The organism is Accumulibacter sp., from assembly GCF_029255125.1.
Classification (GTDB): domain Bacteria; phylum Pseudomonadota; class Gammaproteobacteria; order Burkholderiales; family Rhodocyclaceae; genus Accumulibacter.
On the sequence record NZ_JAPUVR010000122.1, the window covers coordinates 19,839 to 43,643 of the forward strand.

General features: G+C 63.2%; 25 protein-coding genes and 2 tRNA genes. 8 read left to right on the forward strand and 19 right to left on the reverse strand.

The window, feature by feature from the left end:
- Positions 1–75: 75 nt before the first annotated feature.
- Genes trpE through rpe form a run of 3 tightly spaced genes read right to left on the reverse strand, consistent with a single transcriptional unit; the run spans position 76 to position 2,920 of the window.
- Complete coding sequence (gene trpE / locus Q1L59_RS12705; RefSeq protein WP_300332724.1) at positions 76–1,548, reverse strand: anthranilate synthase component I; 1,473 nt, start codon at positions 1,546–1,548, stop codon at positions 76–78.
- On the reverse strand, positions 1,545–2,234 hold the full coding sequence (locus Q1L59_RS12710; protein ID WP_300332726.1) for a phosphoglycolate phosphatase: 690 nt from the start codon (positions 2,232–2,234) through the stop codon (positions 1,545–1,547). The genes trpE and Q1L59_RS12710 overlap by 4 nt, the downstream gene beginning before the upstream one ends.
- Positions 2,231–2,920: a ribulose-phosphate 3-epimerase gene (rpe, locus tag Q1L59_RS12715; protein ID WP_300332843.1), complete on the reverse strand. Its 690-nt coding sequence runs from the start codon at positions 2,918–2,920 to the stop codon at positions 2,231–2,233. Before rpe ends, Q1L59_RS12710 begins: the two co-directional genes overlap by 4 nt.
- 280 nt (positions 2,921–3,200) lie before the next feature.
- Between rpe and Q1L59_RS12720 the strand changes: the two genes are divergently transcribed.
- Positions 3,201–4,457 (forward strand): patatin-like phospholipase family protein, encoded by a 1,257-nt coding sequence (locus Q1L59_RS12720; RefSeq protein WP_300332728.1) that lies wholly within the window; start codon positions 3,201–3,203, stop codon positions 4,455–4,457.
- A 44-nt stretch (positions 4,458–4,501) separates the two neighbouring features.
- On the opposite strand, the gene pcaF is transcribed toward Q1L59_RS12720, so the two are convergent.
- The 3 genes from pcaF to paaG all read right to left on the reverse strand — a co-directional run bounded on the left by pcaF (position 4,502) and on the right by paaG (position 7,174).
- Positions 4,502–5,707, reverse strand: a complete 1,206-nt coding sequence (pcaF, locus tag Q1L59_RS12725) for a 3-oxoadipyl-CoA thiolase (protein ID WP_300332730.1) — start codon at positions 5,705–5,707, stop codon at positions 4,502–4,504.
- Positions 5,708–5,765: 58 nt separating this feature from the next.
- The gene (gene paaI, locus Q1L59_RS12730) at positions 5,766–6,293 is read right to left on the reverse strand and encodes a hydroxyphenylacetyl-CoA thioesterase PaaI (RefSeq protein ID WP_300332732.1); all 528 of its coding nucleotides are present in this window, start codon (positions 6,291–6,293) and stop codon (positions 5,766–5,768) included.
- Between the two features lie 89 nt (positions 6,294–6,382).
- Entirely contained in the window at positions 6,383–7,174 is a 792-nt protein-coding gene (gene paaG, locus Q1L59_RS12735) for a 2-(1,2-epoxy-1,2-dihydrophenyl)acetyl-CoA isomerase PaaG (protein ID WP_300332733.1), read from the reverse strand.
- 169 nt (positions 7,175–7,343) lie between these two features.
- On the opposite strand from paaG, the gene Q1L59_RS12740 reads away from it, so the two are divergent.
- The 4 genes from Q1L59_RS12740 (at position 7,344) to Q1L59_RS12755 (ending at position 9,410) form a co-directional block, all read left to right on the forward strand.
- Positions 7,344–7,419, forward strand: a tRNA-Lys gene (locus tag Q1L59_RS12740).
- A gap of 44 nt (positions 7,420–7,463) precedes the next feature.
- Positions 7,464–7,539 (forward strand) — tRNA-Lys (locus Q1L59_RS12745).
- A 69-nt stretch (positions 7,540–7,608) separates the two neighbouring features.
- Positions 7,609–8,199, forward strand: a complete 591-nt coding sequence (locus Q1L59_RS12750; protein WP_300332735.1) for a DOMON-like domain-containing protein — start codon at positions 7,609–7,611, stop codon at positions 8,197–8,199.
- Positions 8,196–9,410, forward strand: coding sequence for a DUF1343 domain-containing protein (locus tag Q1L59_RS12755; protein WP_300332845.1), 1,215 nt, complete (start codon positions 8,196–8,198; stop codon positions 9,408–9,410). Before Q1L59_RS12750 ends, Q1L59_RS12755 begins: the two co-directional genes overlap by 4 nt.
- 138 nt (positions 9,411–9,548) lie before the next feature.
- Here the strand turns inward: Q1L59_RS12755 and Q1L59_RS12760 are convergent, their stop codons facing one another.
- The 3 genes from Q1L59_RS12760 to rlmD form a co-directional block, all read right to left on the reverse strand.
- Entirely contained in the window at positions 9,549–9,842 is a 294-nt protein-coding gene (locus Q1L59_RS12760; RefSeq protein WP_300332736.1) for a YkgJ family cysteine cluster protein, read from the reverse strand.
- The gene (locus Q1L59_RS12765; RefSeq protein WP_300332738.1) at positions 9,826–10,707 is read right to left on the reverse strand and encodes an IclR family transcriptional regulator; all 882 of its coding nucleotides are present in this window, start codon (positions 10,705–10,707) and stop codon (positions 9,826–9,828) included. The genes Q1L59_RS12760 and Q1L59_RS12765 overlap by 17 nt, the downstream gene beginning before the upstream one ends.
- A gap of 88 nt (positions 10,708–10,795) precedes the next feature.
- A complete protein-coding gene (gene rlmD, locus Q1L59_RS12770) occupies positions 10,796–12,094 on the reverse strand; it encodes a 23S rRNA (uracil(1939)-C(5))-methyltransferase RlmD (protein WP_300332740.1) in 1,299 nt (432 codons plus the stop codon).
- 161 nt (positions 12,095–12,255) lie between these two features.
- Between rlmD and Q1L59_RS12775 the strand changes: the two genes are divergently transcribed.
- The 3 genes from Q1L59_RS12775 to Q1L59_RS12785 all read left to right on the forward strand — a co-directional run bounded on the left by Q1L59_RS12775 (position 12,256) and on the right by Q1L59_RS12785 (position 15,954).
- Positions 12,256–13,356: an N-acetylneuraminate synthase family protein gene (locus Q1L59_RS12775; protein WP_300332742.1), complete on the forward strand. Its 1,101-nt coding sequence runs from the start codon at positions 12,256–12,258 to the stop codon at positions 13,354–13,356.
- Positions 13,357–13,477: 121 nt separating this feature from the next.
- Positions 13,478–14,422: a glycosyltransferase family 2 protein gene (locus Q1L59_RS12780; RefSeq protein WP_300332744.1), complete on the forward strand. Its 945-nt coding sequence runs from the start codon at positions 13,478–13,480 to the stop codon at positions 14,420–14,422.
- Positions 14,419–15,954, forward strand: coding sequence for a hypothetical protein (locus tag Q1L59_RS12785; RefSeq protein WP_300332746.1), 1,536 nt, complete (start codon positions 14,419–14,421; stop codon positions 15,952–15,954). Before Q1L59_RS12780 ends, Q1L59_RS12785 begins: the two co-directional genes overlap by 4 nt.
- Positions 15,955–15,958: 4 nt before the next feature.
- On the opposite strand, the gene Q1L59_RS12790 is transcribed toward Q1L59_RS12785, so the two are convergent.
- From Q1L59_RS12790 to sucD, 10 genes are all read right to left on the reverse strand, one after another.
- Entirely contained in the window at positions 15,959–16,930 is a 972-nt protein-coding gene (locus Q1L59_RS12790; protein WP_300332748.1) for an ABC transporter ATP-binding protein, read from the reverse strand.
- Positions 16,927–17,685, reverse strand: coding sequence for a hypothetical protein (locus Q1L59_RS12795; RefSeq protein ID WP_300332750.1), 759 nt, complete (start codon positions 17,683–17,685; stop codon positions 16,927–16,929). Before Q1L59_RS12795 ends, Q1L59_RS12790 begins: the two co-directional genes overlap by 4 nt.
- 95 nt (positions 17,686–17,780) lie before the next feature.
- Positions 17,781–18,584: an ABC transporter permease subunit gene (locus tag Q1L59_RS12800; protein WP_366145656.1), complete on the reverse strand. Its 804-nt coding sequence runs from the start codon at positions 18,582–18,584 to the stop codon at positions 17,781–17,783.
- Positions 18,585–18,637: 53 nt separating this feature from the next.
- A complete protein-coding gene (locus Q1L59_RS12805; protein WP_300332754.1) occupies positions 18,638–18,994 on the reverse strand; it encodes a hypothetical protein in 357 nt (118 codons plus the stop codon).
- A 34-nt stretch (positions 18,995–19,028) separates the two neighbouring features.
- Positions 19,029–19,211, reverse strand: coding sequence for a prepilin-type N-terminal cleavage/methylation domain-containing protein (locus Q1L59_RS12810; RefSeq protein WP_300332756.1), 183 nt, complete (start codon positions 19,209–19,211; stop codon positions 19,029–19,031).
- Positions 19,212–19,393: 182 nt separating this feature from the next.
- On the reverse strand, positions 19,394–20,161 hold the full coding sequence (locus tag Q1L59_RS12815) for a 3',5'-cyclic-nucleotide phosphodiesterase (protein ID WP_300332757.1): 768 nt from the start codon (positions 20,159–20,161) through the stop codon (positions 19,394–19,396).
- Positions 20,162–20,248: 87 nt separating this feature from the next.
- Complete coding sequence (locus Q1L59_RS12820) at positions 20,249–20,926, reverse strand: FHA domain-containing protein (protein WP_300332759.1); 678 nt, start codon at positions 20,924–20,926, stop codon at positions 20,249–20,251.
- 14 nt (positions 20,927–20,940) lie between these two features.
- A complete protein-coding gene (locus Q1L59_RS12825) occupies positions 20,941–21,771 on the reverse strand; it encodes a Stp1/IreP family PP2C-type Ser/Thr phosphatase (protein WP_300332760.1) in 831 nt (276 codons plus the stop codon).
- 2 nt (positions 21,772–21,773) lie between these two features.
- Positions 21,774–22,733 (reverse strand): ornithine cyclodeaminase family protein, encoded by a 960-nt coding sequence (locus Q1L59_RS12830; protein ID WP_300332762.1) that lies wholly within the window; start codon positions 22,731–22,733, stop codon positions 21,774–21,776.
- Positions 22,734–22,911: 178 nt separating this feature from the next.
- A complete protein-coding gene (sucD, locus tag Q1L59_RS12835) occupies positions 22,912–23,805 on the reverse strand; it encodes a succinate--CoA ligase subunit alpha (protein ID WP_300332764.1) in 894 nt (297 codons plus the stop codon).

A 23,805-nucleotide genomic window follows, 5' to 3' on the forward strand; every position in this document is an offset into this window, starting at 1 on the left:
TCGGAAACCTCACGCACGAAATGTGGTGCTTCCACTTGGCGGCCGGCGACGATGGTCAGGCGCGCACCATGTGCTTCAACAGCGCGTATCGAGCCCGTGCTCGGCGAGTTCCGCAGCATGCAGGACGGCGCGCGCCTTGTTCTGCGTCTCCTGCCACTCGGCCGCCGGGTCCGAATCGGCAACGATGCCCGCGCCTGCCTGCACGTGCAACTGGCCATCCTTGACGATGGCCGTCCGGATGGCGATCGCCAGGTCCATGTCGCCGTTGAAGCCGAGATAACCCACAGCGCCCGCGTAGAGGCCACGCTTGAGCGGTTCGAGTTCGTCGATGATCTCCATCGCGCGCACTTTCGGCGCACCCGACACGGTGCCCGCCGGAAAGGTCGCCTTGAGCACGTCGAGAGCGCCCAGCTCGGGGCGCAAGCGCGCCTCGACGTTCGACACGATGTGCATGACATGTGAGTAACGCTCGACGATCATGTGCTCGGTGACCTTGATCGTTCCGACGCGCGCCACGCGCCCAGCGTCGTTGCGCCCGAGATCGAGCAACTGGACATGCTCGGCGCGCTCCTTCTCGTCGGCCAGCAACTCGGCGGCCAGCGTCTGATCTTCGTCGTAAGAAACGCCACGCCGACGCGTGCCGGCGATCGGGCGGACGGTCACCGTATCGCCGTCGAGACGAACCAGGATCTCCGGCGAGGCGCCAACGACATGGAAATCCTCGAAGTCGAAAAAGAACATGTACGGTGACGGGTTGAGCGAGCGTAGCGAGCGATAGACCGCCAATGGGCTGGCGGTGAGCGGCTTGCTCATGCGCTGCGACAGCACGACCTGCATGATGTCGCCTTCCGTGATGTAGCGCTTGGCCCGGCTCACCGCCTGTTTGAACTGCGTTTCACCGAACATCGACACCGCCGGCTGTGACGATTGCGGTGTTTCCAGTGGAATCCGCGCAGGCTCGCGCAACTGACCCAGCAACTCGCGTAATCTGGCCTGCGCCTTCTGCTGCGCGCCCGGGACGCCGGGCTCAGCGTACACCACGAGCGTCAGCTTGCCGGACAGATTATCGACCACGGCAATCTCTTCCGAGAGCAACAGAACGATGTCCGGAATCCCCAGGTCGTCGGGCTTCAGCGAACGCGTCAGGCGGGTTTCGATGTAGCGCACGGTGTCGTAGCCGAAACAGCCGACCAGACCGCCGCAGAAACGCGGCAGACCCGTCGTCGGTGCGGCCCGAAAGCGCTTCATGAACTTGCCGATGAACTCGAGCGGATTGGTATCGTCCTCGCGCTCGGCGATCCGGTTGCCGTTGAGGACGAGCACCTGGTGCCCGTTGACGACAAGGCGCGTCGGACTGGCCAGGCCGATGATCGAGTAGCGGCCGAAACGCTCGCCGCCATGCACCGATTCGAGCAGATAGCTGTACGGACGATTGGCCAGCTTGAGGTAGATCGAGAGCGGTGTGTCGAGGTCGGCGAAGGTCTCCAGCGTCACCGGAATCCGGTTATAGCCTTCGGCAGCCAGACGGTTGAAGTAAGCATCGTTCATGGGTAGCCTGTCACGCGTTGAGCAGCCTCGAGCAGCGACGAAACGATCCCGTCGCAAGGCAGATCGCGCACGTCGCGCCCCTCGTTATAGCCGTAAGGGACGAGAAACACCCGGCAACCGGCTGCTCGCCCGGCATGCCAGTCGTGCACCGAATCGCCGATCATCAGCACGGTCGTCGGCGAAACGCCGAGGCGACCGCTCGCCCACAGCAGGGGCATCGGGTCGGGTTTCGGGCGCGGCAGCAGGTCGCCGCTGACGATGACCGCGAAGAAAGGCGTCAGACCCATGTGCTGCAGCAAGGGCAGGGTGAAGGCCTCAGCCTTGTTGGTGATGACGCCCATCGGCAAGCCGAACGCACGAAACGCTTCGAGACCTTCGCGAACCCCCGGAAAGAGCGTGCTTTGCCGACCGTTGACCTGTGCGTAGTGGTGCCGAAAACTCGCCAGAGCATTCGCTGGCGGCGGTGACGGGTCGTCGGCGGCTTCCCTTCCGCCGGCCAGGATGCGCTTGACCAGATTCGGAATGCCTCGCCCGACGTAGCTGCGGATGTCGTCGACCGCCAGCGGAGGCCGCCCGAGGTCGCCCAGCATCAAGTTCGCCGCGGCATGCAGATCGGGCACCGTATCGAGCAAGGTACCGTCAAGATCGAGCAGGACGGCACGCAGGGCCGGCATGGCGGAGCTCATCTCGTCTCCAGTTGGGCACGCAGGGCAGCGATCACGGTGTCGTAACGATTCGGGTCATCGCCGCGCGCCGCACCGAAAATGGCCGATCCGGCAACGAAAGTGTCGGCTCCGGCCCGCGCAATCTCGCCGATGTTCTCGACCTTGACCCCGCCATCGATCTGCAGGCGAATCCGGCGCCCACTGGCGCGCGCGTAACGGTCGATCCGGCGGCGCGCAGCGCGCAGCTTGGCGAGCATAGACGGGATGAAGGTCTGCCCACCGAAACCCGGGTTGACGCTCATCAGCAGAACCAGGTCGAGCTTGTCCATGACGTGATCCATGTAGGCCAGTGGCGTCGCCGGGTTGAAAACGAGGCCGGCGTGGCATCCATTTTCGCGGATCAGCGACAAGCTTCGGTCAACGTGTTCGGACGCTTCCGGATGGAAGCTGATCAGGTTGGCGCCAGCGCGCGCGAATTCAGGAACGATGCGATCGACCGGTTTGACCATCAGGTGAACGTCGATCGGGGCGGCGGTCAGCGGTCTGATTGCGGCACAGACAAGCGGGCCAATGGTCAGGTTGGGGACGTAATGATTGTCCATCACGTCGAAATGAATCCAGTCGGCACCCGCAGCAACGACGTGGCCGACCTCATCGCCGAGGCGTGCAAAGTCGGCGGAAAGAATGCTGGGAGCGATCACGAACACGGCACGAAACCCTTGGCGGCGGAGCATTCATTGTACCGCGAATTGCCCCGGCTCCGACTTCACGCGCGGCCCGCCGATCGCCTCGGCGACCGGGATCAATTTCCCGGAACACGGCCTGACGAACTTGCTAGACTGAGCAACAGCCAGCTTTCGCCAACTTCGGCGCGCTGGCGCCCGCCGGAGATGCGCACCGGCGATGCACATCGCCAAGGCTGGCGCGTCCGAGCGCCACCGGCAGACACGGCGGAACAGACGGAACCAATTCATTCGGAGAACACACATGGAAACACGCAGGGTCGCGATTGCTTGTCAGGGCGGTGGAATTCACGGTGCGTTCACCTGCGGCGTGCTCGACGCGCTGCTGCAAGCCAAGGAGGACGAAGCGGTTGGCAAAGCAGCCGCTGACGCCAGACGAAGCTTCGAGATCGTCGGCCTGAGCGGGACTTCGGCTGGCGCGCTGAACGCTTTCTCGGTGTGGTACGGGCTGATGGCCAAGGGCAACCGCACCGGCAGCATAAGCGAGGCGCGCCGCGTGCTCAAGCAGCTCTGGGATACCTTCCAGGTGCAGAAGCTGGGCGAATACGGGATGAACTGGTTCGGCCAGCAGATCTACAAACTCGCCGAAATGGGCCTGATGCTGAAGCAGCCCTACCCGGCGCAATCACATGAACTGTTGATGGCCTCGCTCAAGCAGTGGTCGGGTGTCGAGGAAATGCTCGCGCCGCATGCCGACTTTGGCGAAATCAGACCGGAGTTCTACGATTTCATGGCGCTCCTGGAGACCTGCACACCGGAGTTCGGCGAGCTGGATCTGGCGCGAATCGCCGAGCAAAAGACCGGGCCACGCCTGCTGCTCGGCGCGGTGGAGATCATCAGCGGCGCGTTCACCGCTTTCGACTCGTGGTTCCGACCCGCCATGGAGGGTCGCTGCGAACGTCGCGGACCGATCAGCCGCGAAGCGGTGGCCGCTTCCGGCACCTTGCCCGACCTGCGCCCCGCCCAGCGCATTCCCGGCATGTTCGCCGACGATCAGCGTGAAGGTCGGTACTGGGATGGCGTCTTCTCGCAGAACCCTCCGGTTCGGCAGTTTCTCGCCGACAGCGAGCGGAACCGCAAACCGCAGGAAATCTGGGTCATTCGGATCAATCCCCAGAAACGCAGCGAGGAACCCAGGACACTCGGCATGATCGAGGACAGACGCAACGAGCTATCGGGTAATCTGTCGCTCAATCAGGAGCTCTACTTCATCGAGAAGATCAATCAATGGCTGGCGCGGCTGGCTCCGATTGCGCAGGTGGACCCCGAGCATCCGGCCGTTCGGCTGTTTGCCGACTATCAGCCGGTGACGATCTACATGATCACGATGGACAAGAGCAAGGCCGAGCTGGGCGTTGCCTCGAAATTCGATCGCCAGCCCGAGTTCGTCCACGCGTTGCGCGAACACGGCGCGCTGCGCGCCCGCGAGTTCCTGCCGCTTTGGCTGACCGAATCGCCGCGCCTCGTGGCCTGGCCGCACGGCGACGCCCTCGACGGCTGAGCAACCCGGCCCGCGGCCGCGCAGCGCCGCTGTGCGGGCCGCGGTCAGACGCGCTCGATGATCATCGCCCGTCCTTGCCCGACGCCGACGCTCAGCACGCACAGGGCGTAGCGACCGGCACGCCGATGTAGTTCCCAGGTCGCGGTCGTCACCAGACGCGCACCGGTCATTCCCAGCGGGTGACCGAGAGCGATTGCCCCACCATTCGGATTGACACAGTTCGCGTCATCGGCAATCGACAACTCGCGCAGAACGACCAGGCATTGCGCGGCAAAAGCCTCGTTCAGTTCGATCACATCCATCTGCGCGAGCGACAGTCGGCTCTTCGCCAGAACCTTGCGGATCGCCGGAACCGGGCTGCAACCCATCAGGCATGGATCGACGCTCGCCGTCGCCAGAGCAACGACACGCGCCAGCGGGGTGAGGCCGTGTTCGAGTGCGGCAACCTCGCTCGCCATCAGCAGCGCGCAGGCGCCATCGGTAACGGCGGACGAGTTGCCGGCGCTGACCGTGCCGCCGAAGCCATTGATCGACGGGCTCTTGGCGAGCGTGAAAAGCGTCGTCTCGGGTCTCGGGTGCTCATCGACATCGACAAACAGCGGCCCACCCTTGCTTTGTGCAATGCGTACCGGAACGATTTCATCCGCAAAGCGACCGCCGCGATACGCCGCCGCCCAGCGCTGCTGTGAGCGCAAGGCAAAGACGTCCTGGTCAGAGCGCGAAATCCTGAAGCGGGCAGCCAGATGATCGACCGTCCGCGCCATCGAACGCGTGTTGTAGAGCTTCTTGAGCATTGGGCTGGCAAAGCGCCAGCCGGCCGTCGCGCCCTGCGCCGTCGCGCGCGGCGAAAAGGGCGTCTGCGCCTTGGCAATCACCAACGGTGCGCGCGACATGCTCTCGACGCCGCCGGCGATGATCAGGTCGTCCTCACCCGCCTTGATCAAATGCGCAGCCAGGCCAACCGCGTCCATTCCCGAGGCACATAACCGGTTCAGCATACTTCCGGGCACTTCCACCGGAAGCCCGGCGAGCGAGCCCGCCATGCGCGCCACGTTGCGGTTATCCTCACCTTCGCGATTGGCACAGCCGTAGACCACATCGTCTACCGCTGCCCAATCGACATTGACATTACGTTCGATCAGCGCGCGAATCGGCGTCGCAGCCAGATCGTCAGTTCGCACGGACGACAATGTTCCGCCGTAGCGTCCGATCGGCGTCCGGACAGCGTCGCAAATGAATGCTTCAGTCATTGTTCCTGTACTCGCCACAGCCCATGCGGCGTCCCGCCTCGCCCCCGTGCGTGCGCCTTCACTGCGGGTTCCCTTCCATCGTCCTGGCCGGCAAGCTGAACGAACCGTCGTCCCTGGCCTCCGCCGCCAGCCCGGCAATCACCTCACCAGCGATTCGATAGGACTTGCCGCGGAAAAGGGCAATGATCGTGCCCTGGCAATTGCGAATCGTCACATCGTAGACGCCGGTGCGGCCGGCGAGCGAGCGTTCCTCGCACTCCGCTTCGAGTTCCTCACCCTCGCGCGCTGGGGCGAGAAAGTCGATGTGGCACGCCGAGGCGACCGTGTTGCGATTGTAACTGTTGCAGGCGTAGGCAAAAGCAGAATCGGCGAGCGTAAAAAGGTAGCCACCGTGACAAATGTGGTGTCCATTGACCATATCGGGGCGGACAAGCATCGCCAGTCTGGCGTAGCCGGGTCGAACGGCGAGCAGGCGCAGTCCAATCAGCTTGCTTGCGGCATCGCGTTCGAACATCGCTTGCGCCGTTTCGCCGGCGAGCCTGAGAGCAGCTTGCGTCGGCGGCGCACCGCCACTTGCTCGGGACATGACAGATCCTATACCCGCCCGTGCAACACGCGGCGCGTGCGGCAATGGCGGCCGGCCTTGGGACGGCAAATCGCCTGCACCCTGTTCGCCTACTCGCCGCGAAACCTGGCCGGCCGCTTTGCCATGAATGCGCTGACCCCCTCCCGGTAATCCTGCGAGTGGCCCAGTTCCTGCATGATGTCGCGTTCGAGGTCGAGTTGGCGTTCAAGCGCGTTGCTCATGCCCGCGCGCATCGCCTCGCGCGTGCGCACGAGAGCCGACGTCGCCGATCCGGCAAGTTGCGCGGTGAGGCGGCCTACCGTGGGGTCCAGGTCAGAGTCATCCACACATGCCCAGATCAACCCCCAGGCAGCCGCCTGTTCGGCTGACAGGCGCTCGGCCAGCAGGGCGAGACCCAGCGCACGCGCCATGCCAACGCGCTGCGGAAGGAACCAGGTTCCACCACTATCGGGAATCAGGCCGATCCGGCTGAACGCCTGCAGAAAGCTGGCCGACCGCGCGGCGACGACGATGTCACAGGCAAGCGCCAGGCTGACGCCAGCACCCGCGGCAATCCCCCGCACGGCGCACAGCGTCGGCACCTGCAGCCTCTGCAGACGAAGAACCAGCGGCTTGTAGTTGCGCTCGATGACATCGCCGATAGCCGGTGGCTGATCGCCGATCGCCACGGCCGGATCGCTCAGATCCTGGCCGGCGCAGAAAGCTCGCCCGGCACCGTCGAGAACCAGAACACGCGCGCTGGTATCGGCTTCAAGCAAGTCCAGCGCCCGCCTGAGATCTTCGTGCATCGCCTCATTGAAGCTGTTCAAACGATCGGGCCGGTTCAGCGTCAGCCGGGCAATTCCCGCGTCAACTGAGTAGTTTATAGTGGCGAAGCTCATCGGGGCTTGTTCTCGCATCAGGGCGGGCCGCTACCGGCCGCGGAACAGGACGCTACAAATGAAGCGCGCAGATGTCAAGCGCGCCGCACCGTAGCGCCTTCACACCGCCTGCGGGCAAAGCTTTGCGTTGACAGGCATCGCCCGGCTGACTAAGATCCCTGCCTCTTGGGGGTTGGTAGCTCAGTCGGTAGAGCAGTGGACTTTTAATCCATTGGTCGTGGGTTCGAGTCCCACCCGACCCACCAGGCGTCCAAGAAAAGGGGCACCACTGCGGCGTAGGACGCATGTCGGGGCGTTAGCTCAGTTGGTAGAGCAGCGGACTCTTAATCCGTAGGTCCAGAGTTCGAGTCTCTGACGCCCCACCAGATCGATCGACGGCAGGCACACGGCGACGATTCCGCGCCGGCTCCCAGAACCACGAAAGCTTTCCTCTGATGCTTCCCGGCGACTTGCCGTTGACGCTGCTTTGCCATCCGGCGACGCCGGCACCGGTCGTGCGGACGATCGAGGCCGGTGCCACGCGTCGTGCCGACGGCACGCTCAGCTTCCACTATTGCCTGCGCGGCGACATCGTCCGCCTGCTCATCCCGACGCCCGATCCGGCGGGCCGTACCGACGGCCTTTGGGAGCATACCTGTTTCGAAGCCTTCGTCGGCCTCGCCGGCCAAACCGCCTACACCGAGTTCAACTTCTCGCCGTCGGGCCAGTGGGCCACCTACGCCTTTGCCGACTACCGGCAACCCGCAGCAGAGCCCGAGGTGTTTGCACCGCCGCAGATCACGGCGCGCGTCTTCGCCGGACGGATCGAGCTCGAGGCCGTCGTTCCGCCCGGCACGCTGGACTTGTCGGCCAGCGAAGCACGCTTGCAGATCGGGCTGTGCGCTGTCGTCGAAGCGCGCGACTTGATCGACGGGCGACACAGCTACTGGGCGCTGCGACACGCGGCAGACCGGCCGGATTTCCACGACCGGCGCGGTTTCGTCCTTGAACTTGCGGCGCCGCGCCGCACGCCCGGAGGCGACTGATGAGCGACGTACAGAGCGGACTCGACCGCCTGCTTGCCGAACCTGCCCTGCGCCGGCCGCTGCGCGGGCGACGGATCGCGTTGGTCGCTCACCCGGCTTCAGTCAGCAGCGACCTGAAGCACGCGCTCGACGCGCTGGCGGCGCTCGGCGACCTGAATCTCACCGCCGCTTTCGGCCCGCAGCATGGATTGCGCGGCGACAAGCAGGACAACATGATCGAGTCGGCGGACTTCCACGACGAGACGCACGGCATCCCGGTGTTCAGTCTTTACGGTCGCGTGCGGCGGCCGACGCGTGAGATGATGAACACTTTCGATGTCCTGCTGATCGATCTGCAGGACATCGGCTGCCGCATCTACACGTTCATCACGACCCTGCGCTACCTGCTGGAAGCGGCGGCGGAACACGGCAAGTCGGTTTACGTGCTTGACCGTCCGAATCCGGCCGGGCGGCCGCTCGAGGGATTGCTCCTGCGCCCGGGATGGGAAACCTTTGTCGGCGCCGGCCCACTGCCGATGCGCCACGGTCTGACGATCGGCGAACTCGCCGGCTGGTTCATCCGGCAGTGCAATCTGACCCTTGACTGCACCGTCATCCGCATGCATGCCTGGTTTCCCGACCAGGCCCCTGGCTTTGGCTGGCCGCTCGGCGAACGGACCTGGATCAACCCCAGTCCGAATGCGCCGAACGTGTCGATGGCACGCTGCTATGCTGGCACGGTGATGCTCGAGGGGACGACACTGTCCGAAGGGCGGGGAACGAGCCGACCGCTCGAGCTTTTCGGCGCGCCGGACCTCGACGCACGAGGCCTGTTGACGACGATGTACGGTCTGGCGCCCGACTGGTTATCCGGTTGCCGCTTGCGCGAGTGCTGGTTCGAACCGACTTTTCACAAGCATGCCGGCACCCTGTGTCATGGCATCCAGATTCACGTCGACGACGCGCACTACCAACACCACACCTTTCGCCCCTGGCGAATCCAGTGCCTGGCTTTCAAGGCTCTGCGTACACTGCGGCCAGACTATGCACTCTGGCGCGATTTTCCCTACGAGTATGAGTACGAACGGCTGGCGATCGACCTGATCAACGGCTCGGCGCTGCTCCGCGAATGGGTAGACGATACGCAGGCGACACCCGCCGACCTGGACGCGATCTGCCGTGCCGACGAAGCGATGTGGGAAGACGAACGGCGCGAATTCCTGCTTTATTAGTCGGGCGAACGGCGAACGACCGACTTCGCGCCAGCCGCAAGGCCGGCACCTTTCCCGGAAGGTCGATTCGTAGCACCGGAAATCGTCCCCTGCCTCAGCCGACGGGCCAGGGCTGGACCCACCGCGATCGGTACCGAATCAACGGCTGCATTCCTCGCCGCCTGCGCGCGGCCGGGTCGCCTCCTCCAGCGCGGCGAGCCAGGCGAGTGCGTGCTGCCGATCGTCGCCGCACATTTCGACCGATGGCTGCAGGCCGGCGCAAAAACCGGGTCGTTCGGCACAGCCCCAGAGACGGCAGCGAAAGTCGGTAGTCAGATGGCTGCACACCTGGCCGGCCGGTTTCCCCAGCGGGTGACCGGAATACGCGGTCGTGATCGACGGCGCAATGCAGCATGCACCGCACGCTGCCCGGCAGCTAACTCGCGCGCCCATCACCGGCAACCGCCTCCAGCGTCGCGGCGAGCAGTTCATCAGCCTGCGGCGTTGCTCCCGGAACACCCCGGTAGCCGAGCCGCCGCGACAGGGTTGCCGCCGCTTCGCGCGTCGCCAGCGCCATCGGACTATCCCAGTCCATTTCAAAGTTGCCGATGATGCCAAGTGACGTGAGCGCGGCGACCATATGTCCGCGATGGTCGAATACCGGTGCACTGAACCCGTTGATGCCTGGCGTGACGCTGCCTGAAGCGCGCGACAGGCCGTGCCGGCGGATTTCATCGAGTTGCTCGGTCAGGCTGGCCAGGACGTCGTCCGGCGCCATCCCACGCGCCTGGGCAGTGGCCAGGATTTCGCTCTCGAGCATCTTCTTCAGGTAAGGCGAACGGTAGAAGGCGGCGAAAGCGAGTCCGGTCGCCGACGAGGTCAGCGGCAGGACGACACCGGTGCGCAGCGTGATTGTCACCGGACCGCCGGCTTCGACCCAGCGCACGCAGGTCGCGCCATGGTTGCCCCACATGGCCAGGGCGACCGTTTCGCCGATGCGCTCGCAAAAGTCGTCGAGCACGGGACCCGCGGCGCGGACCGGATCGAGTCGGGCCAGGCTGGCGAGCCCCAGTTCGAGCGCAAACTCGCCGAGATCGTAACGCCCCGTATTCGCATCCTGCTCGACCAGACCCATGCGCATGAAGCTGACCAGGTAGCGACGTGCCTTGGCGGCGGGCATTCCGGCGGTACGCGCAACGTCGCGCAGCATCATCGAGCGGCCGTTGCGCGCCAAGGCGCGCAGCAGACGGCTGCCAACTTCAATCGACTGAATTCCCTGGCGTTGCCTGGGGGCTTCGCTGTCGTCCATGTCTGTCATCGGTGCCCGATGCTCCTCGTCAAGGGGTAGAAGAGACCAATCGTGCGACGCGCTTCCGGCCAGCCGCCGACTGCCTGGAGGTCACCGGCTAACGTTCGAAAAGAGCAATCGATTCGATATGCGAGGTATGCGGGAACATGTTGACCACGCCCGCACCGCGCAACCGATAGCCCTTCTCTGCCACCAGGATGCCGGCGTCACGCGCCAGTGTCGCCGGGCTGCAGGAAATATAGACCAGGCGCCGCGGCGCGTCGTCGACCGTCAGCGCCTTGACCAGTTCGACCGCACCCTCGCGCGGCGGATCGATCAGCATCTTGTCGAAACGGCCGAGCGCCGCCAGCGCTTCCGCGTTGAGCGCGAAGAGATTGGCCACCCGGTAATCGACCAGGTGCTGCAGTCCGTTTGCCGCAGCGTTCTCGCCGGCACGCCGAACGAGCTCGGCGCTGCCCTCGACGCCGAGCACGCGCGCCCCGCGCCGGGCAATCGGCAGGGTGAAATTCCCCAGGCCGCAGAACATGTCGGCGATCTGCTCGCCGGGCCGCGGATCGAGCAGGGTCAGCGCGCGGCGCACCAGCACGCGGTTGATCGCGTGGTTCACCTGAGTGAACTCGGTTGGCGAGAAGAAGTGCTCGATCGCGAAATCCGGCAGCAGGTAGGACAAACGCGCGCCCGCCGCCGGATGAAAACGATAAGCCGTCGCCGGTCCTTGCGGCTGCAGGTAAAAGACGACGCCGTGGTGATCGGCAAATTCGCGCAGCAGTATTTCATCCGCCGCCACCAGCGGTTCGAGAATGCGCAGCACGAGCGCCGTCTGCCGTTCGCCGACCGCGACTTCGATTTGCGGCAGACGCTCGCGGATCGACAGGCGCTCGACCAGCCGGCGCAGCGGCAGCAGCATCTCCGACAGATGTCGTGGCAGGATCTCGCACTGCTCCATGTCGGCGACATAACTGCTCTTCCGTTCGTGGAAGCCGACGAGCACCCCACCCTTCTTGACGACCAGGCGCACGCTGAGCCGCGCGCGGTAACGATAGGCCCACGCCTGACCTTGAATCGGCGCGTAGAGCTCTTCGGCAACCACCCGCCCGAGATGCCGGAGATTGTCCTCGAGCAGCCTTTGTTTGACCGCCACCTGCGCCTGCGCATCGAGATGCTGCATACTGCAGCCGCCGCAAACGCCAAAGTGCGGGCAGCGCGGCGGCACGCGCGCCGGCGAAGGCGCCAGTACGCGCACCGTGCGCGCGATCTCATAGCTCGGCTTGCGCCGGAAGCTGACATGCTCGACCTCTTCGCCGGGCAGGGCGCCCTCGACGAATATCGTCTTCCCGGCCAGCCGGGTCACGCCGCGTGCTTCGTGGTCAAGCGATTCGATGATTCCGGTCGGCATGCGGCAGGCCCGTGCGAAAGGGTGCAATTCTACCGTGATTGCCGGCTTTGCCCGGCCCTTCGCGCGCCGGGCGCGGAAACCCCACCGCGCGCAGTCGCACACGCGACGGAAAGACCAGGATCATGATAGATTCGCATCCTCCTCGTTGCCTCGGCAAGACCATGATCCACCCCCCGCACCAATGGCCGGATTCGGAGATCTTCGAAGATCTGTTCGTTCTCGAACTGGCCAACAACCACCAGGGAAGCCTCGAACGCGGCCTGCGCATCGTCACCAGCTTTTCCCGGATTGTCCGCTTCAACAATGTCAAGGCGGCGATCAAGCTCCAGTTGCGTGACGTCGACGCCTTCATCCACAAGGACTTCCGCGCTCGCTCGGATATCCGCTACATCAAGCGGACGCTCGATACGCGCCTGAGCAAGACCGAGTACGCAACACTGGCAAACGCCATCCGGCGGGCAGGCTGCATCCCGATGGCTACCCCTTTCGATGAGGTTTCGGTCGAGTTGTGCGTCGAGCTTGGCATCGACCTCATCAAGATCGCCAGTTCGGACATCAATGACTGGCTGCTCATCGAAAAGATCGCCGCCACCAAGAAGCCGGTCATCGTGTCCACCGGCGGATCGTCGTTGAAGGACGTCGACGATCTGGTGAAGTTCTTCAACCGACGACAGATCCCGCTCGCCATCAACCACTGCGTGTCGCTCTACCCGTCGGCCGACCACGAACTCGAACTCAACCAGATCGATTTCCTGCGCCGCCGTTACCCGCTGAACACCATCGGCTTCTCGACGCACGAGCATGGCGACTGGCAGACTTCGATCGCGATTGCCTACGCGAAGGGCGCGCGCACCTTCGAACGTCATATCGACCTGGCCGACTCTGAAGAGCTGTCGCCGTATTGCAGCCTGCCGCAGCAGATCGACCAGTGGTTCAAGGCGTACAAGCGCGTCGTCGCGATGTGCGGCGCGCCGGGCACACAGAAACGGCTGCCGCCAGCGCGCGAGATTGCCTACCTCGACACGCTGGTCCGCGGCGTCTATGCCAGACGGGCACTCGCCCAGGGCCACGCCTTGTCCGATGAGGACGTCTATCTCGCCATCCCGCTGCAAAAGGGGCAACTGTCGTGCCGCGAACTGATGCGCGGCGAGTTGCTGTTGCGCGCAGCCGCAGCCGACGAGCCCATCATGATCGACATGATCGACAGCCCCTATGCCGAAAACGAGCAGTTGAAAGCGCTGATCTATCAGCGCGGCTTATGAGCAAGGCAGGCAGGTGTCGCTGCACCGACTGGCGGCCCACACTGGCCGCCGGTACTTGGCGCGAGCGCAACACTGCCGACCTGCCGGCCAGGCCATCGGAAGCTGCAGCCTGCGCGCCACGATGAAGCTGATCAGCGTCGTCACCGGCTGCTTCAACGAGCAAGACAATGTCGATGAACTGTGTGCGCGCATCCGCCACCAGTTCGCGCAACTGCCCGGCTACGATTACGAGCACATCCTCATCGACAATGCATCGACCGACGCGACAGTGGCCAGAATCAAGGCGATCGCCGCGCACGACCGGCGCGTCAAACTCATCGTCAATACGCGCAACTTCGGACACATTCGTTCCCCCATGCACGCGCTACTGCAGGCACGCGGCGACGCGGTCATCGCCATGGCCTCGGATCTGCAGGAACCCCCCGAGTTGATCGGAGAATTCATTGCCAAATGGGAAGAGGGCTTTCGCATCGTTGCCGGGGTGAAGCCGCAGAGCCAGCACACAACCGCACTCACCTTCATTCGTCGCGCCTTCTACACGACGATCGGCCGCATCTCGGAAACGCGCCTGATTCCGGATTTCACCGGCTTTGGCTTGTATGACCGCTCGGTCGTCGAGATCATCCGGCAACTGGACGACCCCTACCCCTACTTCCGCGGCATGATCGCCGACCTCGGTTTCGCGCACGCCGAGGTTCCTTTCGTTCAACCGCAACGTAAACGCGGGATTAGCAAGAACAACTTCTACACGCTGTACGACATGGCTATCCTCGGCATCACCAGCCACTCCAAGGTGCCGATACGCCTGGCGACCATGGCCGGCTTCTTGCTCTCCGCCCTCAGCCTGCTCGTCGCCATCGTCTACCTGATCTACAAGCTGCTACGCTGGGATCAGTTTTCGCTCGGCGTCGCGCCGGTGGTCATCGGCTTCTTCTTCTTTGCCTCGGTGCAGTTGTTCTTCATCGGCATACTCGGCGAATACATCGCGGCCATCCACACGCAGGTTCTCAAGCGGCCGCTGGTCGTCGAGAAGGAACGAGTCAATTTTGCCCCGGACGAGAAATGAAAACCGTCGCTGCAGGCAGCGGCAACGGCGATGACCCACCGGCAACGCAGGTTGGCGCGTCCGACCTGCCGCCCGACGGCAGGCTCACTGCGTGCGCGCTCGTCTACCTGGCGCTGCCCAACCTGCTGTTCCTGCTCGGCTGGTTTCGCATCGGCCCGGCCTTGCTGCTCTTGGCGGTGGCGGTTTACCTGCTGGCTGCGGCCTTGCGCGTGCTCGCACGGCCGGCATCATCAGCGTATGCGCCGACTGCATTCCTGGTCATTCTCCTGACCAGCGCGCTTTGGTCGGTCTTTGGTGGCGGCAGTCATTTCATGTACGCCAACCCCGACTGGGAGATTCGCGATGCGGTGCTTGGCGACTTGATTCACGCCAACTGGCCCGTCTATTACTTCTCGGCAGCAGGCGAACCGCTAATCCTGCGTTCAGCAATCGGCTTCTTTCTACCGATGGCGGTTTTCGGCAAGTGGTTCGGCCTGGCCCATCTCGACCTGGCCGTCTACTTCTGGACGGTCGCCGGCGTTCTGCTCTTCCTGTTGCTGCTACCCCTTCCGGGACGCGTCGGTTGGCGCTTGGCGCTGAGCTTGGCGCTGGCTGTGTTTTTCAGCGGGATGGACCTCGTCGGCCAGTTCATCGCAACCGAATCGTGGCCAGAATTTCCCCTGCGCATGGAGTGGTGGGCTCCCCTGAGCTACCCCTCGCTCACCAATCAACTGCTCTGGGCACCGAATCACTGCCTGCCGATCTGGATCGTCACCTTGCTCTACTGGCGGCACCGCCAACGCGACGAGTTGTTCCAGGTGATGGCGGCAGCATTGTCTTTGAGCCTGATCTGGACGCCTTTTGCTGCCCCGGCGTTGCTTCCCTTTGCCGCGCTCGCCGCGATTACTGCGGTTCGCCGACACGGCTGCGGCGCAATTCCTTGGACCAGTTGTGCAGCAGCCCTGGTGTTCGCCCTGCCGCTCAGTGCCTTTCTGTTGACCGACGCCGCGCCCATTCAGGGAAGCCTGACAAGAGCATCGTCGCCAGCCGCACCGGGGACAGGCTACGCACTGCAACCGTTTTCTGCCCATACTTACGCGCTCTTTGTCTGTTGCGAGTTCCTTTTTCTGGCGCTGGTCTTGGCGCCGCACGTTCGACGGGACAAGATTGAGTTCTGGCTCGCTGTGTTCATCCTGCTGGCACTCCCTTTCGTTCGCCTTGGGCCATCGAACGATCTTGGTCTACGCCTGAGCGCACCGGCGCTGATCGTCCTCCTGATCGTCAGTCTTGACACTCTGCTCGGCGAGAAGCGCCTGGCAAGGCGGAGTACCTTGTGGCTCGCGTGCCTGTTTCTCCTGATTGGCGCTCATACGGCATTCAACGAACTGTGGCGCGCCGCCACTTTCCCACGCAGGCAGCCAGACTACCAACAGACGCTCGCCGAACGGCAGGGCGGCCAGCCGGCAGCGCACTACGCTGGGCGGGTCGCTTCGTCAGCGCTCGGACGATGGTTGCTGCGACCCGTTCCCAAGACAGCCATTTCCGGCGGTTAGCCAATCACCGGGCAGCACTTCGTGCGGCGTACCTGTCAGGCATCCGGGGAGATGCTGGCGGCGCATCGCCGGACGGCGACGCAGATCCCGCGTCGAGGTAACGGAAGAAGACATCTTCCAGGGTCAAGGTTGGCCGGATTTCGAGAACGGAATGTCCGGCCGCGCGCAGCGCGTCAAGGGCCGGCCAAAGTTCGTCCCGGCGCAAGTCGGCACGCCAACGCCCCTGGGTCTCCTGAACAAACGTAGCAACCGGGCTTGCTCCGCTCGAACGAACGGTCACCGTCTGCTCGGCATGCAGCAATTCGCCGGGTGCCTGCACGGTGACCAGATCCCCCCGGTGAATGAGGCCAAAGCGGTCGGCCAAGCGCTCGACATCGTGCAGAACGTGCGAAGTCAGGAAGATCGTTCCGCCCGCTTGGCGGTACTCGCCGAGAATGTCGACGACATCCTTGCGGCCAACCGGATCCAGGCCCGACAAAGGCTCATCAAGAATCAGCAGCCGCGGCTCGATGGCCATCGCGTGAGCAAGCGCTACGCGCTGCGTCATTCCTTTCGAAAAGCTGCGCACGCGCTTGTCTGCCACCTGGGCAAGAGAGAAGCGATCGAGCCATTGCAGACAGTGGCGGCGCTCATTGGCCGGCTTCACCCCGTGGATGGCCAGACCCATGCGCAGAATTTCCAGCGGCGTCAGATAGTCGTACAGGCTGGGATTCTCCGGCACATAGCCCAAGCCACGCCGCGCCTCGGGCAAGGAAACGTCCTTGCCGAAAAGCGCTGCCGACCCATGGCTCGGCTGCAGAACGCCGGTCAGGACCTTGATTGCAGTGCTCTTGCCGGCGCCGTTCGGTCCGATGAACCCAAAGACCTCACCCGGCGCGATCTCCAGCGAGATGCTGCGCAGCGCTTCGAAAGGCGGTGTCAGCCACGCCCGCGGGTAGGTCTTCGACAAGCCTTCGATCAGGATCGCAGGGCTCATTTCCCGGCGCTCCTGGCGACACTCCCCGCAATCACCGGCAATCCCGCCTGATCGAGCGCAAAGCCCGAGCCGAAAGGATCCTGCGGTATCTGCGCAATCAGCCCGCTGCGCACCAGATCGTCGAGCGATTCAGGCGGCCGCTGATGCCGCTCGGTATAGCTCGTCGCGGCCCGACGCAACGCCGCCAGATCGCGTAGCCGCTGGCTGCGCTGCCGCAGATAGGCGGCGAAATCCTCGCGTTTGGCTTGGGCAGCCATCGAGTCGACGATCCTTGCCGCCAAATCGAGATCCTGCGTCTTGTCAAGCCACCGGGCAGCAAAATTCTCCATCGTCAATTGCTCGTCCGGATCGGACAGTTTGCTTGCCGCCCTACGCAACCACTCGGATGCTCCGAGCGCATCACCCTTAAAATGCATCTGGTTGAACGCGTAGTAGAACGGAGGCTGGTAATCGAACGGACGAGCCAACGTTGCCCGCCGAAGAATTACCTGTGTCGCGTCCACTTCTCCTTCCCACGGCAGGATGGCTGTCGCAATGTAGTAGTTGTCTTCGTGCGCCGGGTTGAGCCAGGAAACATCTTCCTGCACCAAAGCAAGGATACGGTACCCCTCGGGGGCCATGCGAACGGTTTCGGTGACCAGGGCGCGAATGCTCGACCAGCTTGCCGCAAGATAGCGGTCCCCTCCGGTGAGTGCAACCTGAACGAACACCGGAAGAACCACCTCGATTTCCGCTTTCGGACGCGGTCGCTTCACCTCCTGGATGCCTGTCTGTCCCGCCCAGAAAGCCAATCCCCCAGCCATCGCTAGCAGCATCGGCAGCCAGGCCGTCCGTTGCGCGCCGGCCATTCTCAAAAGAACTCGCGTCGGCGGAACGTGAGGACCGCCAAGGCGAGCAGCAACGTCGAATAGCCGACCGCCAGCAGCACGCCATAGAAGATCGCCCCCTCGCCGGGTGAAGTCCCATACATCGGCCAAGTGCGCCAGTCGAGGCGAGACAAGTCGGGCATAGCGTACTGAATGGCCTGCAGCACGGGCCCGTAACGCCCAGTCAAGGCTTCATCGCCATCGGCACCCCGCTCGATATAGTCGAGCACGGATCCCAGGCTTTTTCCGGCTACGGCAAAAACGATGCCCAGAGCAACCGGAAGCATCTGCACGGTTGACAGGCTGGCAATCCACAGCGCAAAGGAGGCAACTACGATGGCGTCGATCAATACGCCGATGAGGGCTACCAGATACGGCCAGCCGACATTGACCGGATAGCCCTGCGCATAGTGACTTTGCGCCCAGTGAACGGAAAACCAGAGTAAGGTTCCCAGCGCGGCTGCGGCGACCAGCAGCAGGCCGACGACACCGAGAAAGCGGCCCAGCAGATATGAGGCACGCGACACGGGATAGGCCAGCGCGTAGAGCACGGTGCGCCGTTCGACCTCGCGGCCGACCAGTTCGTGCACCCAGAATACGGCAAGCAGGACGAGGCTGAAACGGATGCCCGAAAACCCGACATCAATGGTCACCGTCTGCGGTTGTCGCGGCGAAAAGGACGCAGCAAGAAATGCGACGCCGACCAGCAGTGTCCCGAGGATGAGGCTCAGCAGCACCGCGCGCGAGCGAAAGCCGGATCGTAAAGCGCTTAGACAGAACGCCCACATGGAACGAAAAAGGCGCGCAGAGCGCGCCCCCTAGTCGTCTAACAGAGGGTCACTCAGCTCGCATTCATTTGAGTGTCGGAGTTCCCCGAGGTGATTTCGGTAGTATCCGTACAACCCGTGCTGGCACAGTTGTTTATGTACTTGATTCCCCCTCCATTCGAACCGCCGCCGAAATACGACTTGCCTTTCTGAGAACCGGCCACAACCCCGAAAGCCGTGTTGTTTTGTGAGTACTGAAGCAGTACGTTGTTCGAACACTTTCCGACAAAGCCGTTGCGGGCAAACTTCGTATTATCAGCGGCTACAGTGACCTGCGCACCGGCCCCGGCACATCCGTTTGGAGCCGCGCTCGCCGTCGCGCTCAGCGACGCCATTACGGCAAACGCCGCGAGAGAAACCATTTTATTCATCACATTCTCCTGAGAGTTCATCAGCAATCAATTATCAGTTGTTCGACGCCGCAACCGCAGACGTTAGCCAGTTCTTGGCATCCGATTGCGCAGCTTTGTCTTCACCCTTCTTGGTGTACTCAGAGAACTGTGGAATGGCGATCGCCGCCAGGATACCGATGATCGCGACGACGATCATCAGCTCGATCAGGGTAAAGCCCTTTTGCAGCTTTTTCATCAATTGAACTCCTTCCAGTGAATGCAACGGACGCTCCGTTGCATTCACTGAATCAAGTTTCGTGCCAGGCAGGAAATCGCCGGAACGGCACGTATCGGCAGGCGATGCGGCACCCGGCAACGGCGGTCTGCGTCAGCGACCTGACAAGAATTGTCAGTTGCCGGGGCTGCTTGCGGGAACGCTCAGAGCTCGAAAACCTGGCCGTGGCGCAGCATCCTGGGCTTGAATTCGCTCACGGCGGCCTCGATTTCGGACATCGTCAACTCGATCTGGCCCGGTTTCAAGTGGCTGATATAAATTTTTGGCGCAAGCCGCAAGCGGCGCAACTCGCTGGCCAGCATGCTTGGGCAGAGGTGTTTGGAGACCTCGGCCAGCGCCTTTTCCTCATCTGGAAAAGCAGTTTCGATGAGCAGGTAGCGCAGGTTGGCGATCGCATTGACGATCGGCCAGAAAGCGGCGTTGGTCGTCGTATCGCCGGTGAAGACCAAGCTGCCAGCGCCCGAGTCGAGCTGGTAGCCGACCGCCGGAACCGTGTGTTCGGCGGGCAGCGCGGTGATCGTCCGTGTCCCCAGGCGAACCGACTGGCCGATACTGATCGACTGATACTGCATGAGCGCGCGTTCACGGTTCGGGATAGCGTTGAAATCCGGCCAGATCGACCAGTTGAAGACGTGCCGGACGAGAATGTCGATGGTCGCCGCGGTCGCATGCACGGTCACCGGTTTGCTGCGCAGATCGCTGACCGAATCGATCAAGAGCGGCAACGCTGCGATGTGATCGAGATGCGAATGCGTCAAGAAAACGTGGTCGATAAGCGCCAGATCGGCGAGCGGGAGATCGGCAACGCCGGTTCCGGCGTCGATCAGCAGATCATGATCGACCAGAATCGACGTCGTCCGCAACTGCGCGCCGCCGATTCCGCCGCTGCAGCCGAGAACCGTAACCTTCATGCGGGCCCCACGGCTTCCATCGTGTTCCTTCCTAGCGCACGTTGGCGAGAACACCCGCAGACAGGCGGGCAGACCGAGCAGACGACATCAGACCTTGAGAAAGAATTCCATCTTGACGCCGGCAATCTCGATCACATCGTGATCTTCGAGCCGCCGCGCTTGCGCATCGATCGCCTTGCCGTTGAGCAAAGGATATGCCGCTCCTTCGACGTGCGTCAGGAAGTAGCCATGCGGACGCCGGGCGATGACGGCGACCTGCACGCCCGGCTTGCCGAGCGTGGTCAACGTCTTGGTCAGTTGAAGTTCGCGACCGGTGTTTGAACCACTGAGCAACTGGATGGCGGCCGGCGGCACCGGCGAGGACGGCAGCTCAAAGCGCGGCGCCGAACCGACTGGATCGCTCGCCTTGCTCAGCTCCGGCACGGGGACCGTGTCGACCGGCATACGCCCGTCGTAATCCGCTTTCTCCTGGCTTGGCGGGGCGAGCAGATACTTCATCTTGTACTTGCCAAGTTCGATGACGTCGCCATCCTTCAGAAAATGTTTCTTGATCGGTTGGCCGTTCACCATCGTTCCGTTGGTGCTGTTCAGGTCTTCCAGGAAGGAGTCGTTGAGGATCGTGACGACGGCCGCATGTTCGCCGCTGATCGCCATGTTGTCGATCTGTATGTCGTTATGCGCCTTACGCCCGATGCTCATGCGCTCCTTGCGCAGAGGGATCTCCTTGAGAACCAGGCCGTCCATGCTGAGTACGAGCTTTGCCATTGTTTGCTTCTTCCTTATCTAAACCACGACCACGGTTTCCACCAGCAAGCGCTGCCAGCAGGAAACTCGCGCAAGACCTTGACCACGACGACCGAGACATTGTCTTCGCCGCCATTGTCGTTCGCGGTGCGGATGAGCTGGCGGGCCGCCAGATCGGGATTCGCGCCATATGTTTCGAGCGTACGGTGGATTTCCGGGTCGTCCACCATATCGTAAAGCCCGTCGGAACAAAGAAGATAAAGGTCGCCAGGTTGCACCGGGTAAAGATGGATCTCCACATCAACCTCCGGGTCCACGCCAACCGCTCGCGTCACGAGGTTTTTGTTGATCGAGTGGCGCGCCTCCTCGACCGAAATCAGGCCGCTGTCGATCTGCTCCTGCAGCAGCGAATGATCGCGTGTCATGGCGGCGAAGCTCCCGCCCCGTAGACAGTATAGACGCGAGTCTCCCACATGCGCGACGACCAGCTTGTTGTCGCAAAACACGACGGCGACTAGCGTAGTTCCCATACCAACGAGTTGGACCTGGCTTTCTGCGGCTCGATAGATCGCTGAATTGACCGCGGCAATCTGCTGCACCAGGCAACTGTGGGCAAACGGCTGCCCTGTCCTGCCGTCCCGCGTGTGCGCCGGAACCGACTTGAAGGCAGCTTCAAGGCGGGAAGACAGGAGCTTGGTGGCCATGCTGCTCGCCACCTCCCCGGCGCTGTAGCCGCCCATGCCGTCGGCGAGAATCGCCAGCCCACGACCAGCGTCAGCAAAGACAGCGTCTTCATTGTGTCCTCTGACCAATCCGGGGTCCGTCTGGACGGCAACCTCAAGCGCACCGGACAGGCTGTTGGGCACGGCTAGGCTCCATACGGCAGTTCGCTGCCCAGACCGCGCGTACGTGCGAGGCTCTCCAGGCGAGCAGCCAGGGCCAGGTCCTGCACGGCCAGGCCTTGCGATTCGAACAAGGTGATCTCGTCGACGGTCGTCCGCGCGGGCTGACGCCCGGCGAGCACCTGACCAAGGTCGCGCAACTGGCCGACATGCAGGCGACCCTTCTCCAGCCAGGGCAACAGATCGCCGGCTTCGCGCAGCGCCGTTTCGACGCTATCGACGACAATCGCCGAACAGCGTTTCAGCACGTCTTCACCGAGCTCGCGCCTGATCAGCGAATTCGATCCGGCCGCGTTGATGTGCGTTCCTGGCGCCAGCCAGTCGCCACTGAACAGCGGACTGGCGGCAGTCGTCACCGTGCTCACCAGATCACTGCCGCGCACCACGTCTTCCGGTGACGCTGCCGCTCGCACCTCGAGCCCCAGGCGCTCCGACATTCGTCGACAAAAGTTCTGCAGTCGTTCTGCGTTGCGCGAATAGACCTTGACCCAGTCGAGCGCACGTACCGCGGCAATCGCCTCGAGATGGCCTTCGGCCTGCCAACCGGCGCCAAACATTCCGAGCACGCGCGCCTCCGGCCGCGCCAGGCAGCGCGTCGCGACGCCGGAGGCAGCGGCGGTGCGCATCATGCCCAGGCGGTCGGCCTCGAGCACGGCGCGCAGGCTGCCGCTCGAGGCGTCGTACAGATGGACGAGAAAGCGCACTCCCGAGCGATTGCTCGTGTAGGCCTTGTAGCCAATCACTCCGAGCTCGGGCAGTGCTCCTTGCAGAACATGCAGCGTGGTCTGCGGCAGACGCGTGCGCTGGCGTGGCACATCGAGCGCCTGCCCCACAGCCAAGGCTCGGTGCGCGGCTTCCACTGCCTCCAGCGCGAGCGGCATCGTCAACAATTGTGCGACATCGCTTTCAGTCAGAAATAGCGCCATTCTCTCCTCATGGTTTTGACACTGTGATGGCTGCTGCTTCGGGGGCTCGCCAGGCAGGCCGTCGATGAACTGGCGCAGCCCTGATTTTACCGGCAAAACTCGACTCGCCAAGAGCAAACAAAGAGGGCAGACGATCGTCTGCCCTCTTTTCCCCAACTCTGCACTGCAGGCAACGGGCTCAGATCATCGACTTGATCAGTTTGGCCATTTCCGAAGGATCGCGGGTCACCGTGAAACCGCACTCTTCCATGATCGCCAGTTTGGCTTCGGCGGTATCGGCACCGCCGGAAATCAGCGCGCCGGCGTGGCCCATCCGCTTGCCGGCGGGTGCCGTGACGCCGGCAATGAAGCCGACGACCGGTTTCTTCATGTTGGCCTTGCACCACAACGCGGCGTTTGCTTCATCAGGACCGCCGATCTCGCCGATCATGATCACTGCATCGGTATCCGGGTCGTCGTTGAAGAGCCGCATGATCTCGATATGCTTCAGGCCGTTGATCGGGTCACCACCGATACCGACCGCCGACGACTGACCAAGGCCAATCTCGGTCAACTGGCCGACCGCTTCGTAGGTCAGCGTACCCGAGCGGGAAACGACGCCGATGCGCCCCTTGCGATGGATGTGACCCGGCATGATGCCAATCTTGACTTCGTCGGGCGTGATCAGTCCAGGGCAGTTCGGGCCCAACAGCAAGGTCTTCTTGCCGCCAGCGGCTTCGCGCTTCTTCATCTTGTTGCGCACAACCAGCATGTCGCGTACCGGAATCCCTTCGGTGATGCAGATCACCAGGTCGAGGTCGGCTTCGACCGCTTCCCAGATCGCCGCTGCCGCACCGGGTGGTGGAACGTAGATCACCGAGACGGTGGCGCCGGTCTGCGCGGCGGCTTCCTTGACCGACGCGTAAATCGGAATGCCGAAGATGCTCTCGCCGGCTTTCTTCGGGTTCACCCCGGCGACGAAGCAGTTCTTGCCATTGGCGTATTCCTGGCATTTTTCGGTGTGAAACTGCCCGGTCTTGCCGGTGATCCCCTGGGTGATGATCTTGGTGTCTTTGTTAATCAGAATCGACAT

Coding starts and splice junctions, on each gene's coding strand:
- Q1L59_RS12765 (WP_300332738.1), bottom strand. CDS start 10,707: ATGACAGACATGGACGACAGCGAAGCCCCCAGGCAACGCCAGGGAATT.
- Q1L59_RS12760 (WP_300332736.1), bottom strand. CDS start 9,842: ATGGGCGCGCGAGTTAGCTGCCGGGCAGCGTGCGGTGCATGCTGCATT.
- Q1L59_RS12780 (WP_300332744.1), top strand. CDS start 13,478: ATGAAGCTGATCAGCGTCGTCACCGGCTGCTTCAACGAGCAAGACAAT.
- paaI (WP_300332732.1), bottom strand. CDS start 6,293: ATGTCCCGAGCAAGTGGCGGTGCGCCGCCGACGCAAGCTGCTCTCAGG.
- sucD (WP_300332764.1), bottom strand. CDS start 23,805: ATGTCGATTCTGATTAACAAAGACACCAAGATCATCACCCAGGGGATC.
- Q1L59_RS12775 (WP_300332742.1), top strand. CDS start 12,256: ATGATCCACCCCCCGCACCAATGGCCGGATTCGGAGATCTTCGAAGAT.
- Q1L59_RS12800 (WP_366145656.1), bottom strand. CDS start 18,584: ATGTGGGCGTTCTGTCTAAGCGCTTTACGATCCGGCTTTCGCTCGCGC.
- Q1L59_RS12720 (WP_300332728.1), top strand. CDS start 3,201: ATGGAAACACGCAGGGTCGCGATTGCTTGTCAGGGCGGTGGAATTCAC.
- Q1L59_RS12710 (WP_300332726.1), bottom strand. CDS start 2,234: ATGAGCTCCGCCATGCCGGCCCTGCGTGCCGTCCTGCTCGATCTTGAC.
- paaG (WP_300332733.1), bottom strand. CDS start 7,174: ATGAGCTTCGCCACTATAAACTACTCAGTTGACGCGGGAATTGCCCGG.
- Q1L59_RS12830 (WP_300332762.1), bottom strand. CDS start 22,733: ATGGCGCTATTTCTGACTGAAAGCGATGTCGCACAATTGTTGACGATG.
- Q1L59_RS12815 (WP_300332757.1), bottom strand. CDS start 20,161: ATGAAGGTTACGGTTCTCGGCTGCAGCGGCGGAATCGGCGGCGCGCAG.
- Q1L59_RS12820 (WP_300332759.1), bottom strand. CDS start 20,926: ATGGCAAAGCTCGTACTCAGCATGGACGGCCTGGTTCTCAAGGAGATC.
- Q1L59_RS12805 (WP_300332754.1), bottom strand. CDS start 18,994: ATGAATAAAATGGTTTCTCTCGCGGCGTTTGCCGTAATGGCGTCGCTG.
- Q1L59_RS12785 (WP_300332746.1), top strand. CDS start 14,419: ATGAAAACCGTCGCTGCAGGCAGCGGCAACGGCGATGACCCACCGGCA.
- Q1L59_RS12810 (WP_300332756.1), bottom strand. CDS start 19,211: ATGAAAAAGCTGCAAAAGGGCTTTACCCTGATCGAGCTGATGATCGTC.
- Q1L59_RS12790 (WP_300332748.1), bottom strand. CDS start 16,930: ATGAGCCCTGCGATCCTGATCGAAGGCTTGTCGAAGACCTACCCGCGG.
- trpE (WP_300332724.1), bottom strand. CDS start 1,548: ATGAACGATGCTTACTTCAACCGTCTGGCTGCCGAAGGCTATAACCGG.
- Q1L59_RS12750 (WP_300332735.1), top strand. CDS start 7,609: ATGCTTCCCGGCGACTTGCCGTTGACGCTGCTTTGCCATCCGGCGACG.
- pcaF (WP_300332730.1), bottom strand. CDS start 5,707: ATGACTGAAGCATTCATTTGCGACGCTGTCCGGACGCCGATCGGACGC.
- rlmD (WP_300332740.1), bottom strand. CDS start 12,094: ATGCCGACCGGAATCATCGAATCGCTTGACCACGAAGCACGCGGCGTG.